The organism is Roseibium sp. (assembly GCF_050301095.1).
Lineage (GTDB): Bacteria > Pseudomonadota > Alphaproteobacteria > Rhizobiales > Stappiaceae > Roseibium.
On the sequence record NZ_JBNKYW010000229.1, the window covers coordinates 1 to 14621 of the forward strand.

At 57.2% G+C, this 14621-nt stretch carries 17 protein-coding genes; 10 read left to right on the forward strand and 7 right to left on the reverse strand.

The window, feature by feature from the left end; all coding sequences use genetic code 11:
* Both ACQY7U_RS20040 and ACQY7U_RS20045 read left to right on the forward strand, forming a co-directional pair.
* The coding region (locus tag ACQY7U_RS20040) for a hypothetical protein (protein WP_428648366.1) at nucleotides 1-368 on the forward strand (368 nt) is incomplete at its 5' end.
* A gap of 192 nt (nucleotides 369-560) precedes the next feature.
* Entirely contained in the window at nucleotides 561-1082 is a 522-nt protein-coding gene (locus tag ACQY7U_RS20045) for a hypothetical protein (RefSeq protein ID WP_428648368.1), read from the forward strand.
* Here ACQY7U_RS20045 and ACQY7U_RS20050 read toward each other — a convergent pair.
* The gene (locus ACQY7U_RS20050) at nucleotides 1079-1417 is read right to left on the reverse strand and encodes a TraR/DksA family transcriptional regulator (RefSeq protein WP_428648371.1); all 339 of its coding nucleotides are present in this window, start codon (nucleotides 1415-1417) and stop codon (nucleotides 1079-1081) included. The two genes, ACQY7U_RS20045 and ACQY7U_RS20050, sit on opposite strands and share 4 nt — an antisense overlap.
* Before the next feature lie 87 nt (nucleotides 1418-1504).
* A complete protein-coding gene (locus ACQY7U_RS20055) occupies nucleotides 1505-2518 on the reverse strand; it encodes a zinc-binding alcohol dehydrogenase family protein (protein WP_428648374.1) in 1014 nt (337 codons plus the stop codon).
* 117 nt (nucleotides 2519-2635) lie between these two features.
* Between ACQY7U_RS20055 and ACQY7U_RS20060 the strand changes: the two genes are divergently transcribed.
* A complete protein-coding gene (locus ACQY7U_RS20060; RefSeq protein WP_428648377.1) occupies nucleotides 2636-3028 on the forward strand; it encodes a winged helix-turn-helix transcriptional regulator in 393 nt (130 codons plus the stop codon).
* 18 nt (nucleotides 3029-3046) lie between these two features.
* On the opposite strand, the gene ACQY7U_RS20065 is transcribed toward ACQY7U_RS20060, so the two are convergent.
* The gene (locus tag ACQY7U_RS20065; protein WP_428648380.1) at nucleotides 3047-4003 is read right to left on the reverse strand and encodes a cation diffusion facilitator family transporter; all 957 of its coding nucleotides are present in this window, start codon (nucleotides 4001-4003) and stop codon (nucleotides 3047-3049) included.
* 137 nt (nucleotides 4004-4140) lie between these two features.
* Between ACQY7U_RS20065 and ACQY7U_RS20070 the strand changes: the two genes are divergently transcribed.
* On the forward strand, nucleotides 4141-4512 hold the full coding sequence (locus tag ACQY7U_RS20070) for a hypothetical protein (RefSeq protein WP_428648382.1): 372 nt from the start codon (nucleotides 4141-4143) through the stop codon (nucleotides 4510-4512).
* Here ACQY7U_RS20070 and ACQY7U_RS20075 read toward each other — a convergent pair.
* Nucleotides 4509-5144: a MarC family protein gene (locus ACQY7U_RS20075; protein ID WP_428648384.1), complete on the reverse strand. Its 636-nt coding sequence runs from the start codon at nucleotides 5142-5144 to the stop codon at nucleotides 4509-4511. The genes ACQY7U_RS20070 and ACQY7U_RS20075 overlap by 4 nt on opposite strands.
* Nucleotides 5145-5407: 263 nt before the next feature.
* Here ACQY7U_RS20075 and gyrA point away from each other — a divergent pair, with 263 nt between their 5' ends.
* Entirely contained in the window at nucleotides 5408-8176 is a 2769-nt protein-coding gene (gene gyrA / locus ACQY7U_RS20080; RefSeq protein WP_428648407.1) for a DNA gyrase subunit A, read from the forward strand.
* A gap of 89 nt (nucleotides 8177-8265) precedes the next feature.
* Here the strand turns inward: gyrA and ACQY7U_RS20085 are convergent, their stop codons facing one another.
* Entirely contained in the window at nucleotides 8266-8682 is a 417-nt protein-coding gene (locus tag ACQY7U_RS20085; protein ID WP_428648387.1) for a phosphopantetheine adenylyltransferase, read from the reverse strand.
* Nucleotides 8683-8844: 162 nt separating this feature from the next.
* Here ACQY7U_RS20085 and coaD point away from each other — a divergent pair, with 162 nt between their 5' ends.
* The 5 genes from coaD (at nucleotide 8845) to tgt (ending at nucleotide 12889) form a co-directional block, all read left to right on the forward strand.
* A complete protein-coding gene (gene coaD / locus ACQY7U_RS20090) occupies nucleotides 8845-9351 on the forward strand; it encodes a pantetheine-phosphate adenylyltransferase (RefSeq protein WP_428648390.1) in 507 nt (168 codons plus the stop codon).
* An 80-nt stretch (nucleotides 9352-9431) separates the two neighbouring features.
* A complete protein-coding gene (locus tag ACQY7U_RS20095) occupies nucleotides 9432-9932 on the forward strand; it encodes a peptidylprolyl isomerase (protein ID WP_428648410.1) in 501 nt (166 codons plus the stop codon).
* 48 nt (nucleotides 9933-9980) lie between these two features.
* Complete coding sequence (locus ACQY7U_RS20100; RefSeq protein WP_428648392.1) at nucleotides 9981-10451, forward strand: peptidylprolyl isomerase; 471 nt, start codon at nucleotides 9981-9983, stop codon at nucleotides 10449-10451.
* A gap of 202 nt (nucleotides 10452-10653) precedes the next feature.
* Nucleotides 10654-11727 (forward strand): tRNA preQ1(34) S-adenosylmethionine ribosyltransferase-isomerase QueA, encoded by a 1074-nt coding sequence (gene queA / locus ACQY7U_RS20105; protein ID WP_428648395.1) that lies wholly within the window; start codon nucleotides 10654-10656, stop codon nucleotides 11725-11727.
* A gap of 10 nt (nucleotides 11728-11737) precedes the next feature.
* Nucleotides 11738-12889, forward strand: coding sequence for a tRNA guanosine(34) transglycosylase Tgt (tgt, locus tag ACQY7U_RS20110; RefSeq protein WP_428648398.1), 1152 nt, complete (start codon nucleotides 11738-11740; stop codon nucleotides 12887-12889).
* 26 nt (nucleotides 12890-12915) lie between these two features.
* Here tgt and ACQY7U_RS20115 read toward each other — a convergent pair whose 3' ends face one another.
* Together ACQY7U_RS20115 and ACQY7U_RS20120 are read right to left on the reverse strand one after the other, a co-directional pair.
* Nucleotides 12916-13350, reverse strand: coding sequence for a DUF4864 domain-containing protein (locus ACQY7U_RS20115; RefSeq protein ID WP_428648401.1), 435 nt, complete (start codon nucleotides 13348-13350; stop codon nucleotides 12916-12918).
* A gap of 185 nt (nucleotides 13351-13535) precedes the next feature.
* Nucleotides 13536-14621: nucleotide sugar dehydrogenase (locus ACQY7U_RS20120; protein WP_428648404.1), on the reverse strand; the 1086-nt coding region annotated here is incomplete at its 5' end.

Consider the following 14621-nt stretch of genomic DNA (forward strand, 5'->3'; position numbering starts at 1 on the left):
ACAAAGTGTCCAGCTATTTGGAAAAGTTATCAGAACACTCCCTAACGGTCTGGCTTGGTCCTTACGCGGATTATGGACAAAATCCCGTCGATGCAGTCTTTGAGCACTCAAAAAGGTCAATGAGTAAATTTAACGGAAGACTTATCGATATCATTGATGCTCGCATGATATCCTTGTCCGACGATCATGATTATTCCTATTTCAGGTTTTCCTCCTTGTACCAAATGCCGGACAGTCCATTCTTTAGCCATTGCACCTTGTTTAAAGATTCAGACCATTTGAGTTCTTGCGGGGAAACTATGGTTGCGAAATGGATTGCGGAAAGAGATAAGATTAGTGAAATGGAACACGTGCTTAAGGCCAAATAGCAACGTTGCGCCCTTCAAAATGGCCGAACTGTCAGGTGATTGCTAAAGCAGGACAACCAACAAAACGCCACCAGGCTCTCAGGTGCGATCGGGTTGGATTGAACCCGTTGAAATGGCTGCAAGGTGTTGCTCCAAACCCTTCGCAGCCATTGTTGTTTGGGGCGCCGGATATCAAAAAGGTAAAGCTCTCAATTGACCCGCAATGTTGACCTAAAGTCCGATTGCGCAAACTGCGCTGCCCTTTGCTGTGTGGTCTTCGCATTCGACAAATCGGAATCCTTTGCGCTCGACAAGAAAGCCGGCGAGGCCTGTCCGAATCTGACGGGAGCCGGAAAATGCAGCGTTTTTGAGGATCGCGAAAAACTGGGTTTCAAGGGCTGTATAGCCTACGATTGCTTTGGAGCAGGCCAGCGTGTCACACAGGAAGTATTCAAGGGCAAAAGCTGGAAAGACGATATTCGTCTGATGACAGGTATGGGGGAAGCTCTGTCGGTTCTGCGCAGGATACACGAACAACTGGTGTTGCTTGAAAGCGCAGCCAAACTTCCGCTGACGCGGGAAGAACGGAACCGGTTAAGGGACCTGCAGGCTACCCTGGCGCCGGAAGCCGACTGGACACAAGCCAACCTAAATGCCTTCCCGCTAGAGACCAACATCAAGGAAGTTGCGACGTTTCTCCAGGGATTGCGGCACCATATGGAAAGAAACCACTAGCTTGCGCACCTGATGCAAAAGGCTGCCGCGAGATCTGCTTCCAACCGTTTTTCCGCAATTTCTTCACCGCATTCGACACAAACCCCGTAGTCACCTTCTTCAAGGCGCTTCAGGGCTGCTTCGATCCGCTGGATCGTCACCCGTCGCTGGCGTTCCGAGGCCTGTGCCATCGCCTGGCCCTGAAGGGCATCCATTCTTGAGAGCCGCCCGACCGACTGCTGGTCGAGTGTCACCGTTGCTCGGGCCTCCTGAGAGATCTCGCTAAGATCTTCCAATTCCCGCTTGAGCTTCAGGAGCCTGTCTCGAACAGATTTGTCATCGATTGGCATAGTCATCCTCCTTCTTGAAGAATGACCAAGCACTACTTCAGGTGCAAGACGTTTCAATTTCGGGGCGGACGTATCCGCCCCGTTTGCCCGCCATCAGAACCCGGACAAGACGATTTTGCCGATCGTGCTGTTGCTTTCGATCTGCCTGTGCGCATCCCGCAAGTTTTTGACACTCAGAGGAGCGACGGCTCCGGTGAGTGTGGACCGGATGCGACCGTCATCAACAAGATCTGCAACCCTGTTCAGGAGCTTGCCTTGCTCGTCCATGTCCGGAGTCGTGAACATGGGCCGTGTGAACATCAACTCCCAGTGTATCGAGACGCTTTTCTGTTTGAACGGAATGATGTCAAATCGAGCCGGGTCATCGATGAGCAGAAACCGGCCTTGCGGAGCAATTAGTCCGACAATATCCAAGAGATGCTGGTCGGTATGGGTCGTGGAGAATACGAAATCGGGCGCCCCGATACCAAGGTGATCGAATTGTGGCGCCATCGGCTTTGAATGGTCGACAACGTGGTGAGCGCCAAGATCAAGAACCCAGGCCTGGCTTTGGGGTCTGGATGCCGTTGTAACCACGGTCAGGTCGGTCAGTTGCCGGGCGAGTTGGATCGCGATGGAACCAACGCCGCCGGCGCCCCCAACGACCAGCAATTTCCGACTGCCTGACGGCGACGGGTCTTTCACCTTCAATCTGTCGAAAAGTGCCTCCCATGCGGTAATGGACGTCAGGGGAAGGGCGGCTGCTTCGGCGAATGTAAGCGTTTTGGGTTTGTGCCCGACAATGCGCTCATCGACGAGATGAAATTCCGCATTCGTTCCTGGGCGCGTGATGTCGCCTGCATAGAAGACCTCGTCTCCAACCGCAAAGCCTGAAACCTCGGGACCGACAGAACGAACGACACCGGACGCGTCATATCCCAGGATGCCGGGCTGCCCATCCTGCGGAACGCGGGCCTTGCGGACTTTCGTGTCCACGGGATTGACCGCGACGGCCTTGATTTCCACCAGCAGATCCCTGCCGGTGGCAACCGGCATTGGCCGTTCGATTTCAACCAGTGCCTCCTCGTTCTCGATGGGAAGCGGTTCGAAATATCCAATAGCGCGCATGTGGCAACCTCCTGTTTGCGTGCGCTTGAATTTGACCATAAAGTTCACAAACGCAAGAATGCACAATTCGCGCACATACCGACAAATTACGCAGGTAGGAACCAAAAGGATACCGTAATGCAGAACTCCGCCAAACGCGTGAAGGATACCTATGGCTGCCACCCCGGTTGCGCCGTTGAGGCGGCACTCAGCCTGATCGACGGCAAGTGGAAGGGCGTGATCCTGTTCCTGTTGATGGAAGAGGGCGTGATGCGCTTCAGCGAATTCCAGAAAGCACTGCCAAACATAACGCAGCGGGTCCTGACCTCGCAGCTCCGGAGCCTGGAGGCGGACGGCCTGTTAGACAGGAAGGTCTATCCGGTCGTTCCGCCCAAGGTAGAGTACCGGCTGACGGAGTTGGGGGCGTCCCTCGCCCCGGTCATCAAGGCGTTGTCGGCATGGGGAAACGAAAACAAGACCCTTTGGCCCATGGGTTTCAAACGCGACAGCCACGTGCAGCAGGCAGGGTGAGCACCGGAATGGCCGCCCTCAATCAGCAGATGTCGCCTCTTTTTCTTCTGCGATCATCTTTTCATGGTGTTCCTTTGCCTGGACCTCGATGAAGAGCCTTGTCACCTGCGGCAATTCCATCTTGATTGTCCGTTCCAGGGAATAGATGGTCTCTTCGACGGTTCCCGCCGTGACTTCATCGATGAAGTCGACTGACAGGGCCAGTAGAACGTCATGCGGACCACGATGCAGCGTCCGGATTTCATTGAGGTTGCTGATGGCCGGCGTTGCATCGATTATCGACTCGATCTTTGCCAACACTTCCGGTGAAGCGCCTTCCCCAATAAGCAGCCCCTTGGTTTCGTAGGCGAGCAGGGCGGCCGTGCCGCCAAGAATGACACCGATCATGATGGACGCGGCGCCGTCCAGCCAGGCCAGACCGAGATACTGGACTCCCAGGAGCCCCAGCAGGGCGACCAGCAAGCCCAACATTGCAGCGGTGTCTTCAAAAAGCACCGTGAATACCGTCGGGTCCTTGCTGTCACGAACGGCCGCAAATAGCGACTTCTTTCCACGCACCTGGTTGAACTCCTTGTAGGCTATCCACCAGGCGACCGCCTCGAAAACCATTGCGGCTCCCAAAACGACATAGGCAACGATCGGGTCCGAAACCGGATGCGGGTGAAGAACCTTCTGGATGCCTTCATAAATCGAGACACCGGCCCCGACCGCGAAGATCAGAATCGCAACGACGAATGACCAGAAATAAAGTTCCGCGCCATAACCGAATGGATGTCTTTGATCCGCCGGTTGCTTCGATTTCCTGAGACCATAGAGCAGCAGTCCCTGATTGCCGGTATCCACGAGCGAGTGAATGCCTTCCGACAACATGGCAGAGGAGCCGGTATAGGCGGCAGCCGCAAACTTGGTGATCGCAATCAGGCTGTTACCGGCAAGTGCCGCAAAAATAACCTTTTTTGACCCATGACCGGCCATCTGTGTCCCCTTAAATCAAAACTGTTGGTTCAAACCATGCGTCGGAGCCTATGACGCATTCGTGACTTTGTTCAAGCGCTCCCGCAAAGCAAGGATATTCCAGAGCGAATTCGAGAAATTGTCCGGAGCTTTCCGAAATGGTTCCAAAATCGTTTGTGCTTTTGTTTCTTGTCTCGTCTGTCCTGGCTGTAGAACCCGGTTTTGCAGGAGATGTCGAAATCGTCGGAGCGACAGCAAGGGAGAACGGGGGCAACTGGACGATCTCTGTTACCCTCAGGCATGCAGATACCGGCTGGAACCATTATGCGGACCTCTGGCAGATTCAAACACCTGAAGGATACGTTCTGGGAGAACGGGTTTTGCTTCATCCTCATGTCGACGAACAGCCCTTCACACGCTCCCTGTCAGGCGTGGAGATCCCGCGTGACCTCGAAAACGTTGTCATTCGGGCACGCGACAGCCTGCACGGTTTCTCTCTGGAAACTTATCAACTGGCGCTGCCCCGTTAGGGACGAATGAAAGCCAGGACGCCGTCCGCCACGAACTGAACAGAAAGCGCGGCCAAAAGAACTCCGAGAAGCCTTGTAATGACAAGTTGCGCCGTATCGCCAAGCAGACGTTCGATTTTGTCGGCCAGCAGAAAAGCCCCCATGCAGCTGAGCAGGATGATGGCGATCACGCCGCCAAGTCCCGCATAGGTGAGGGTGTCGGGTGCCTGGCTTGAGAGAAGGATAATTGCCGAAATCGCGGCCGGACCCGAAATCAGCGGTATGGCCAGGGGGAATATGGCAAGTTCGTTGATTGTGCCGTGGTGCATCTCCGATTCGACGGCCTTTTCCGCTGTTTCCGTCTTGCGCTCCTGACGTTTGCCAAAAATCATTTCAATGGCGATCAGGAACAGCAGGATGCCACCCGCCACCCGAAAGGCGGAGACAGAGATGCCCAGTACGTTCAGGACCGTTTGACCCGACGCATAGAAGATCAGCAGAATTCCTGCAGCGGTGACCGTTGCCCGAACAGCCACGCGTCGCCTGTCCCCAGGGCTCATTCCCGCGGTGATGGCCAGGAACATCGGAGCCAGGCCGACCGGGTCGATGGTGACAAATAGTGTCGCGAATGCGTTGATCAGAAACTCGAGCATCGGTGCCCCCCGGACCGTTTTTTCGGCTGCAGATTCCGCCTTACTATAAGCCTTTCGGCCTATGGGCGAGCCGGATTGCGGAAATCATTTTCCAGCCCTGTGCATACTTCTTGTAACTTGTTGAAATATTGTACCTTTTACTAAAGCGGAAAACGGCTCAAGATTTGGACCGGACGGTTGAATCGGATATAAAAGAGCCAGCAATAACAATCAAATGAGTGGCTTCCTTGGCTGACCAGGACAACAGCACCCCTTCAGACGGCATGCCGTCCGATATCAAACCGGTCTCCATCGTCGATGAAATGAAGCGCAGCTATCTCGATTACGCCATGAGCGTGATCGTGTCCCGCGCGCTTCCCGACGTGCGCGACGGCCTGAAACCGGTTCACCGGCGCATCCTCTATTCGATGCACGAAAACGGTTATGAGTGGAACAAACCCTACCGCAAGTCCGCCCGCGTGGTCGGTGACGTTATGGGTAAATACCACCCCCATGGCGACAGCGCGATCTACGATGCGCTCGTGCGCATGGCGCAGAACTTTTCCCTGCGCCTGCCGCTCATCGACGGGCAGGGGAACTTCGGTTCGGTCGACGGTGACCCTGCCGCGGCGATGCGATACACGGAGTGCCGGCTTGAAAAGGTCGCGCACAAGCTTCTGGACGACATCGACAAGGAAACTGTCGATTTCCAGGAAAACTACGACAACTCGGAAAGCGAACCGGTCGTCTTGCCGGCCAAGTTCCCGAACCTTCTGGTCAATGGCGCCGGTGGCATCGCGGTCGGCATGGCCACCAATATCCCGCCGCACAATCTCGGGGAAGTCATCGACGCGGCCATTGCCATCATGGAAAATCCGGCAATGACGCTCGAGGAACTGATGCAGATCGTCCCGGGCCCGGATTTCCCGACGGGTGCCATGATCCTCGGCAGAGCCGGCATCCGTAACGCCTATGAATCGGGCCGCGGCTCTATCGTCATGCGGGCAAAGGTCGATATCGAGGAGGTTCGCAAGGACCGCAACGCCCTGATCGTCAGCGAAATCCCGTATCAGGTCAACAAGTCGACCATGATCGAGAAGATCGCCGAACTTGTGCGTGACAAACGCGTGGAAGGCATTTCAGACATCCGCGACGAGAGCGACCGCTCGGGCATGCGGGTCGTCATCGAACTGAAGCGGGACGCGGTGCCGGACGTGGTGCTGAATCAGCTTTACAGGTTCAGCCAGCTGCAGACGTCCTTCGGCGCGAACATGGTTGCGCTGAACGGCGGCAAGCCGGAGCAGATGAACCTCTCCGACATGTTGCGCGCCTTCGTGAGCTTCCGCGAGGAAGTCGTTCAACGCAGGACCCGTTACCTCCTGAAGAAAGCGCGAGACCGGGCTCATATCCTTGTCGGCCTCGGTATTGCCGTTGCCAATATCGATGAAATCATCAAGCTGATCCGCAGCGCGCCCGATCCGGCAACCGCCCGGGCTCAGCTGATGGAACGCCACTGGCCGGCACAGGACGTCGAGGCGCTGATCCGCCTGATCGACGACCCGCGTCATATGGTTCAGGTAGACGGCACCTACAAGCTTTCGGAAGAACAGGCACGTGCCATCCTCGACCTGCGTCTGCAGCGCCTGACGGCCATGGGCCGGGACGAAATCGAGGAAGAGCTCAACAAGATCGGTGCGGAGATTGCCGACTATCTGGACATTCTGCGTTCCCGCGCGAGGATCCAGGAGATCGTCCGCAACGAGATGCTTGAGATCAAGGAAGAATTTGCGACCCCGCGCCGGACCGAAATCGTGGAAGGCGGTGCCGACTTCGATGAAGAGGACCTGATCCAGCGCGAAGACATGGTGGTGACCTTCTCCCATGGTGGCTACATCAAGCGCGTTCCGCTAGCCACCTACCGCGCACAGCGCCGCGGTGGGAAGGGACGGTCGGGGATGGCGACCAAGGAAGAGGATTTCGTCACCCGTCTCTTCGTGGCGAACACCCACACCCCGGTTCTGTTCTTCTCCTCGCGCGGTATCTGTTACAAGATGAAGGTCTGGAGGCTGCCACTCGGTGGCCCGACCTCCCGGGGCAAGGCTCTGGTCAACATGCTTCCGCTGGAGCAGGGTGAACAGATCACCTCCATTCTTCCGCTCCCCGAAGACGAGGACAGCTGGGCAAATCTCGATGTGATGTTCGCAACCGTGCGCGGCACGGTGCGGCGGAACAATTTGTCCGACTTCGTCAACATTAATCGGAACGGCAAAATTGCCATGAAGCTGGAAGAGGGCGATGGCATTGTCGGCGTCGATACCTGTTCCGAGCATAACGACGTGATGCTAACAACGAATTCCGGTCAGTGTATCCGCTTCCCGGTTAATGATGTTCGTGTCTTTGCCGGCCGCAATTCGGTCGGTGTGCGCGGCATCCGGCTTGCCGACGAGGATCACGTCATTTCCATGCAGATCCTGCATCACATCGATGTAAGCGCCGAGGAACGGGCAGCCTACCTGAAATTGTCCCGGGCCATGCGCGGCGAAGCAGATGAAGTCGGAAATGGCGCCGATGACGAAGGCGTCGTTGCGGGTGACCTTTCTCAGGAACGTTACGCCCAGATGAGCGCGGCGGAACAGATCATCCTGACCATTTCGGAAAACGGCTATGGCAAAAGAACCTCGTCCTTCGAGTACCGGGTGACCGGACGAGGCGGCAAGGGGATCACTGCCATGGCCGTCAACAACCGCAACGGTGGTCTGGTCGCCTCCTTCCCCGTGGAGGACAGTCATCAGATAATGCTGGTGACCGACGGCGGCCAACTGATCAGGTGTCCCGTCGACGGCATCCGCATCGCGGGCAGGGCCACCCAGGGGGTGATCGTCTTCAAGACGGCTGCCGACGAAAAGGTGGTTGCGGTCGAAGGCATTTCCGAGGTCGATGAAGAAGACGTCATTGACGAGGAAGGCGAAGCAGGTTCCGGAGAACCCGGCCCGGAGGCCGGTGGAACTGACGAAACGCCGGGAGATGAGGAAAGCGGCGCTTCGGATAGCTGATATCCGGAGAACAGCGCCACGAAAACGACAACAGCGGCCAGGGTGAAACCTGAGCCGCTGTTTGCCGTTGAGAGATAGGGTTTGCCGGTTCAGTTGGTTACCGGGAAACGGTACAAGATGGTTTCATTGACGGTCGGGGAGGCTTTCTCGACCGTTACAAAGGAAACCTTGCGGACCTTGCTGGCACCGCTCAGCGCAGCCGCACAGTCTTCCGTCCAGGCACCCCAGGCCTGGGACTTGCAGGTTTCGCTGCTTGCGATCACAGCGGCGCGGTCGGATTTGGTGGCCGCAAGGCCCTGGGTTGCCAGACTGGTCAGATCTTCTGCCTGCGACGCGCTGCTCGGGTGCATGGACATGATGCCGGCGGCAATCATGGTCAGCAACGCCAGTACCAGCACTGCCGTCATTTTCAAGGCAAGGGAACCGTCAACGGCCCCGACCTGAATGGTAAAGGGACGAACCGTCGTTTTGCTTGCGGCCCGTGCGGTCGTATCGTAGCTCCTCATTACCCTGGCTCCTGCTCACGCCATCTGTTTTCGATGGGCTCACAATGCAACGGATGCGGCCAGAGTGATGTGATTGCTGTCACAGAAAGTCGATTGGCTCCACAATGAAGGAGATACCGGTATCACTTGTGAGGCAGCGGCAGTCAGAGTATGGAAGAGGCCATGACTCGCATTGCTCTTTATCCTGGGTCCTTTGACCCGGTCACCAACGGCCACATGGACATTCTGCACCAGGCCCTGGCTCTTTCCGACAAGGTGGTTGTCGCTATCGGCATTCATCCGGGCAAGACACCTCTTTTTTCCTTCGAGGAACGTGTCGAGCTGATTCATTCCTCAGCCCGGGCCGAATTCGCGCCCGATGAGGCTTCGCGGATCGAAGTCATTTCCTTTTCCGGACTGGTAGTCAATGCCGCGAGGGAACAGGGGGCGGGCATTCTGGTGAGGGGCCTTCGGGACGGCACCGATCTTGACTATGAAATGCAGATGGCCGGAACCAACGGGACCCTTGCACCCGATATCAGAACGATTTTCCTGCCCGCGTCTCCGAATGTGCGCCACATCACGGCCACCCTTGTCAGGCAAATCGCGAAGATGGGCGGAGAGATTTCCGCTTTTGTACCGGAACCCGTCGTGGAGCCTCTGCGGCAACGGTCATGGGCCGGAGCCTGATCGGAACTAATTTCAACTGACCTGAACATCAGGAGATTCCAGTGTCACGATTTTTTGCAATTCTCACCGTAATCGCCTCCATGGCGATCCTGCCCATGTCAGCAAATGCCCAGGGGACGGACCCGGAAAACACACTTTTTCTGGACCTGAAGGACGGCCGGGTTGTGATCCAGCTTCGCCCTGATATCGCACCCGGTCACGTCGAACGGATCAAGAAACTGGCTCGGGACGGCTTTTACGACGGGATCGTCTTCCACCGTGTCATCGACGGCTTCATGGCGCAAACGGGCGACCCGACCGGCACCGGAATGGGAGGTTCCAACGAGCCGGACCTGAAAGCGGAATTCTCCAGTGCTCCCTTCAAACGCGGAACGCTTGGCATGGCCCGCTCCAGCAATCCGAACAGTGCAAACTCGCAGTTTTTCATCATGTTCGCCGACGGTGACTGGCTGAACGGCCAGTACACAGTCTTCGGCGAGGTGGTAGACGGTATGGAATACGTCGACAACATCAAGCGCGGCGAACCGCCTGCAAATCCTGACAAGATCGTCAAGATGCAGGTTGCTGCGGACGCACAATGACATCTGCTGAAATTCAGCCTCCAATTCAAGATCACAAGGAGAAAAACCATGGCTGACATCAAGGACGCCGAAAACACGTTGCTTCTGGAAACCACGCAGGGTTCCGTTGTCATCGAACTGAAACCGGACCTGGCTCCGACTCATGTCGCACGCATCAAGGAACTGGTTCGTGACGGTTTCTATGACGGCATCGTCTTCCACCGCGTCATCGACGGCTTCATGGCACAGACCGGCTGCCCGCAGGGCACCGGCACCGGCGGTTCGGGCCAGAAACTGAAAGCCGAGTTCAGCCAGGAAAAACACGTGCGCGGCACCTGCTCCATGGCACGTGCGATGGACCCGAATTCCGGTGACAGCCAGTTCTTCATCTGCTTCACCGATGCGCCCTGGCTTGACGGTCAGTACACGGTCTGGGGCCAGGTGATCGAGGGCATGGACAATGTCGACAAGATCAAGCGCGGCGAGCCGGTTGTCGATCCGGACAAGATCGTTTCCCTGAAAGTTGCCGCGGACGCCTGATTGCGTCCGGCTCACCGGCAGTAGACGGCGCGGGTCTTCGGCCCGCGCCGTTTTGCGTAAGATCTCCGGGTTTGCACCTGTTGACCTGATCCCGCTCCACCGCTATGAGCCGCTGACTGAACACTTCGGTGCTGAAACGGCACGTCCCGGCCTCACTTGCACCGGACCTTTCTCTAACTTACGGCTCAAAGTTCAAAACGCCATGCGCGTCGACCAATTCGATTTTGACCTGCCCAATGAACGGATTGCGCTCCGTCCCGTACGCCCCCGTGATGCGGCACGCCTGCTCCTGGTCCGTCCGGAGACCGAGCAGAAATTCAGCGATCATGGCGTCAGGGATCTGCCGCAATTGCTGGAACCCGGCGACGCGTTGGTCTTCAACGATACGAAAGTCATTCCGGCCCAGCTCCAGGGAACACGTCTTCGCGGCGACATTTCCGCAGGCATTGGCGCAACGCTTCACATGCGCTCAGGTGCAGATCGCTGGAAGGCCTTTGTGCGCCCGGCGAAAAAGCTTCAGGTCGGGGATACCGTCCTGTTTGAAGGTCTGGGTGAACGCCTGACAGCCGATGTTGCGGAAAAGGCGGATGGCGGCGAAGTATTGCTTGTTTTCGATCGTTCCGGACCGGAACTCGATACTGCCATTGCCTCGGTAGGTCACATACCTCTTCCTCCTTACATCGCTCAGAAACGAGGGGAAGACGAACAGGACCGTGAAGACTACCAGACGATCTTTGCCGACAAGGACGGTGCCGTCGCGGCGCCGACCGCAGGGCTGCACTTCACGCCGGACCTCCTGCAGGCATTGACGGACCGGGGCATCGAACAGCATCGGGTTACCTTGCATGTTGGGGCAGGAACCTTCTTGCCGGTCAAGGCGGACGACACGAACGAGCACAAGATGCACGCCGAGTGGGGCGAAGTGTCCGACGAGACCGCCAAGGCCCTGAAAGCCGTCAAGGAACGCGGCAACAAGGTCGTCAGCGTCGGCACCACCTCTCTCCGGATCCTGGAAAGCGCCGCGCAGGCGACGGGGTCCATTCAAGCCTTTTCGGGCGAAACCTCGATCTTCATCACGCCGGGTTACCGTTTCCGGGTAATCGACGCTCTGATGACCAACTTTCATTTACCCCGGTCCACCCTGTTTATGCTGGTGTCCGCCTTTTCCGGGCTGGAGACGATGCGTGCGGCTTATGCCCATGCGATTGCAGACGAATACCGGTTCTACAGTTACGGAGATACGTCGCTGCTTTTCCCCCACAAAGACGCGATGTAAGGAAACCTTGATGTCAGTCAGTTCAAGCAAATTCGGGTTCAAACTCATCACGACCGACGGCAACGCGCGTCGGGGGGAAATCACCACGCCGCATGGCGTTGTCCGCACGCCCGCTTTCATGCCAGTCGGGACGCAGGCAACCGTCAAGGCAATGTATCCGGAACAGGTGCGGGAAACCGGCGCGGACGTCGTGCTCGGCAACACTTATCACCTGATGCTGCGACCGACCGCCGAACGCGTCGCAAAGCTCGGCGGCCTGCACAAGTTCATGAACTGGCCACATACGATCCTGACCGACAGTGGCGGCTTTCAGGTCATGTCACTCGCACAGCTCCGAAAGCTGGACGAGGAAGGGGTCCGGTTCCAGAGCCATATCGATGGCCAGAAATATCATCTCACACCGGAACGCTCCGTCGAAATCCAGGGGCTGCTCGGCTCCGATATCCAGATGCAGCTCGATGAGTGCATCAAGCTGCCAAGCCCCCGCGAGGAGGTGCAGCGCGCCATGGAATTGTCGCTGAGGTGGGCGGAACGCTCCCGACGGCAGTTTGAAGACATGGGTGGCCCTTCCAAGGGCCAGGGGCTCTACGGGATCGTTCAGGGGGGCGATCAGGAAGACTTGCGCATCCGCTCCGCCGAAGAACTCGGCAAGCTTCCGTTCGAAGGATATTCCGTCGGCGGTCTAGCGGTCGGTGAGCCGCAGGACGTCATGCTGCAGATGCTGGACATCACGACCCCGGTCATGCCGGTGGACAAGCCGCGTTATCTCATGGGCGTCGGTACGCCCGATGATCTGCTGGAAAGCGTCAAGCGCGGCATTGACCAATTCGACTGCGTGATGCCGACCCGCGCCGGACGGCATGGCTTGGCCTATACCCGTTTTGGCAAGGTGAACCTGAAGAATGCGCGGCATCAGGAAGACCCGCGCCCGCTTGATGAGGAAAGCAACTGCCCCGCGTCCAGCATCTACAGCCGTGCCTATCTGCATCACCTGGTACGCACGGGCGAAGGCCTTGCCGGAATGCTGCTGACCTGGAACAACATTGCTTATTACCAAAGCCTGATGCAGGGCATGCGCGATGCTATCGAAGAAGGCCGGTTCGAGGACTTCTACGCGAGGACCAAGGAAGACTGGGCGCGCGGCGACATAGCCACTCTTTAAGCGGGCTCTGTTCTGTTCGATCCCTGTCAGGCGGAGAAGTTTTCCGATTTGGTCAGATAGCAGCCGGAAATCCGCCAGGATCCGTCGTCCTGCTGCTCAAAGCTGTAGAGGGCGACCCAGTCCTTGCCCTTTGGCCCGGTGACGAACACCTCTTGCGTCGGTCCGAGTTTGGTCATCATGGATCGGCCGAAGGTCACGTTCCTTGGGTGATAGACCGGTTGGTAGGTCCGCTTGACCATTTCCATGAAGATTTCCGGCGTCTGGAACCGGTTCTGCAAGGAATTGGTTGCGTAGGAAAAGGCTGCCTTGGCGTTGCCGGAGACAAAGGCATTCATCTGGTTCTTGATGATCGTGTGGAATGTGGTGCTGTCGAAGCCATCTTCGGCATGCACAGGTCCGCTCAGCAGTAAACCGCAGAGACCGGCCGCCAAGCCAATTTTCCAGAAATGAGCTTTGACCATGATTGGGATCTCCTTTCTCGAACTCCAATCAGTATACGGTTCAAATCCCTTTTCAGATTGCTAATATCCGAGTAATCCCCTGCGTCATCAGTGAAGGTAATCGGCAGTTATCTGCCCAAATTGCCGGTAAAAGTCCGGCACCAGTTTTTTCTGCAATAAAAAACGCTGATAAAACTTACAGGGCCTCACAGGCGCCAGAGCGTGACGCCTCCAGGAACGGAATCTCGGTCAAGGAGTGCAGGTATGTCGGCCACGAGACCCTTACCGCCGGCGAGCACGGAGGAAAGCACCGGCCACCAGTTCCCGTCTTCAGTGAACACTGTATGCGGAACCGCAAGAACCGCTGCATGCGCATCCTTCAGCTCTGCCTGGCTGCAAAGCCTGAGGCCGTATTCCGCGAAAACCTCTTCGGGATCTGCCAGTGGGTCGACCACCAGAACTTCGGCCCCGAATTTCTGCAGTTCCCGCACAAGGTCAACGACCTTGGAATTCCGCGTATCGGGGACATCGGCCTTGTAGGTGATCCCGAACACCGCGATCCTCGGCGGCATCGGCTGCCCAAGCTTGACGCTTTCCTGAATAATCTTGCCCGCCACGAACGCCGGCATGGCCTCGTTTGTACCCCGGCCCGCCAGAATGACCTGCGGCGTCAGACCAATCTCATGCGCCTTGTGGGTGAGATAGTAGGGGTCCACACCGATGCAATGCCCGCCAACGAGTCCTGGCTGGAAGGGAAGAAAATTCCACTTGGTCGCAGAGCCCTCAAGAACGTCCCTCGTATCGATCCCCATCTGATGAAACAGCATCGCAAGCTCGTTCATCAGTGCGATATTCAGATCCCTTTGGGTGTTCTCGATCACCTTGGCAGCTTCGGCAACCTTCAACGACGGCGCCAGATGAATTCCAGCCGTGACCACAGCCCCGTAAAGCGCTGCGAGGGTTTCGGCGGCCTGCTGTGAGGAGCCGGAGACGATCTTGGTAATATCCGCGAAGCCGCGTTGGGTATCGCCCGGATTGATCCGTTCGGGCGAATAACCGACTTCGAAATCAACGCCGAATGTCATTCCCGATTCCTGCTCCAGAATGGGAACTGCAACCTCTTCGGTTGCTCCGGGATAGACGGTCGATTCAAAGACAATGATCGCACCGGCCCTCATGTTGCGTCCGGCCGTTCGGGCAGCACTCTCGAAAGGGGTCAGGTCCGCGCGCTTGGCCTGATCGACGGGTGTCGGGACCGCAACAATGAGGACGTCGCGGTCGCGCAAGGCCTT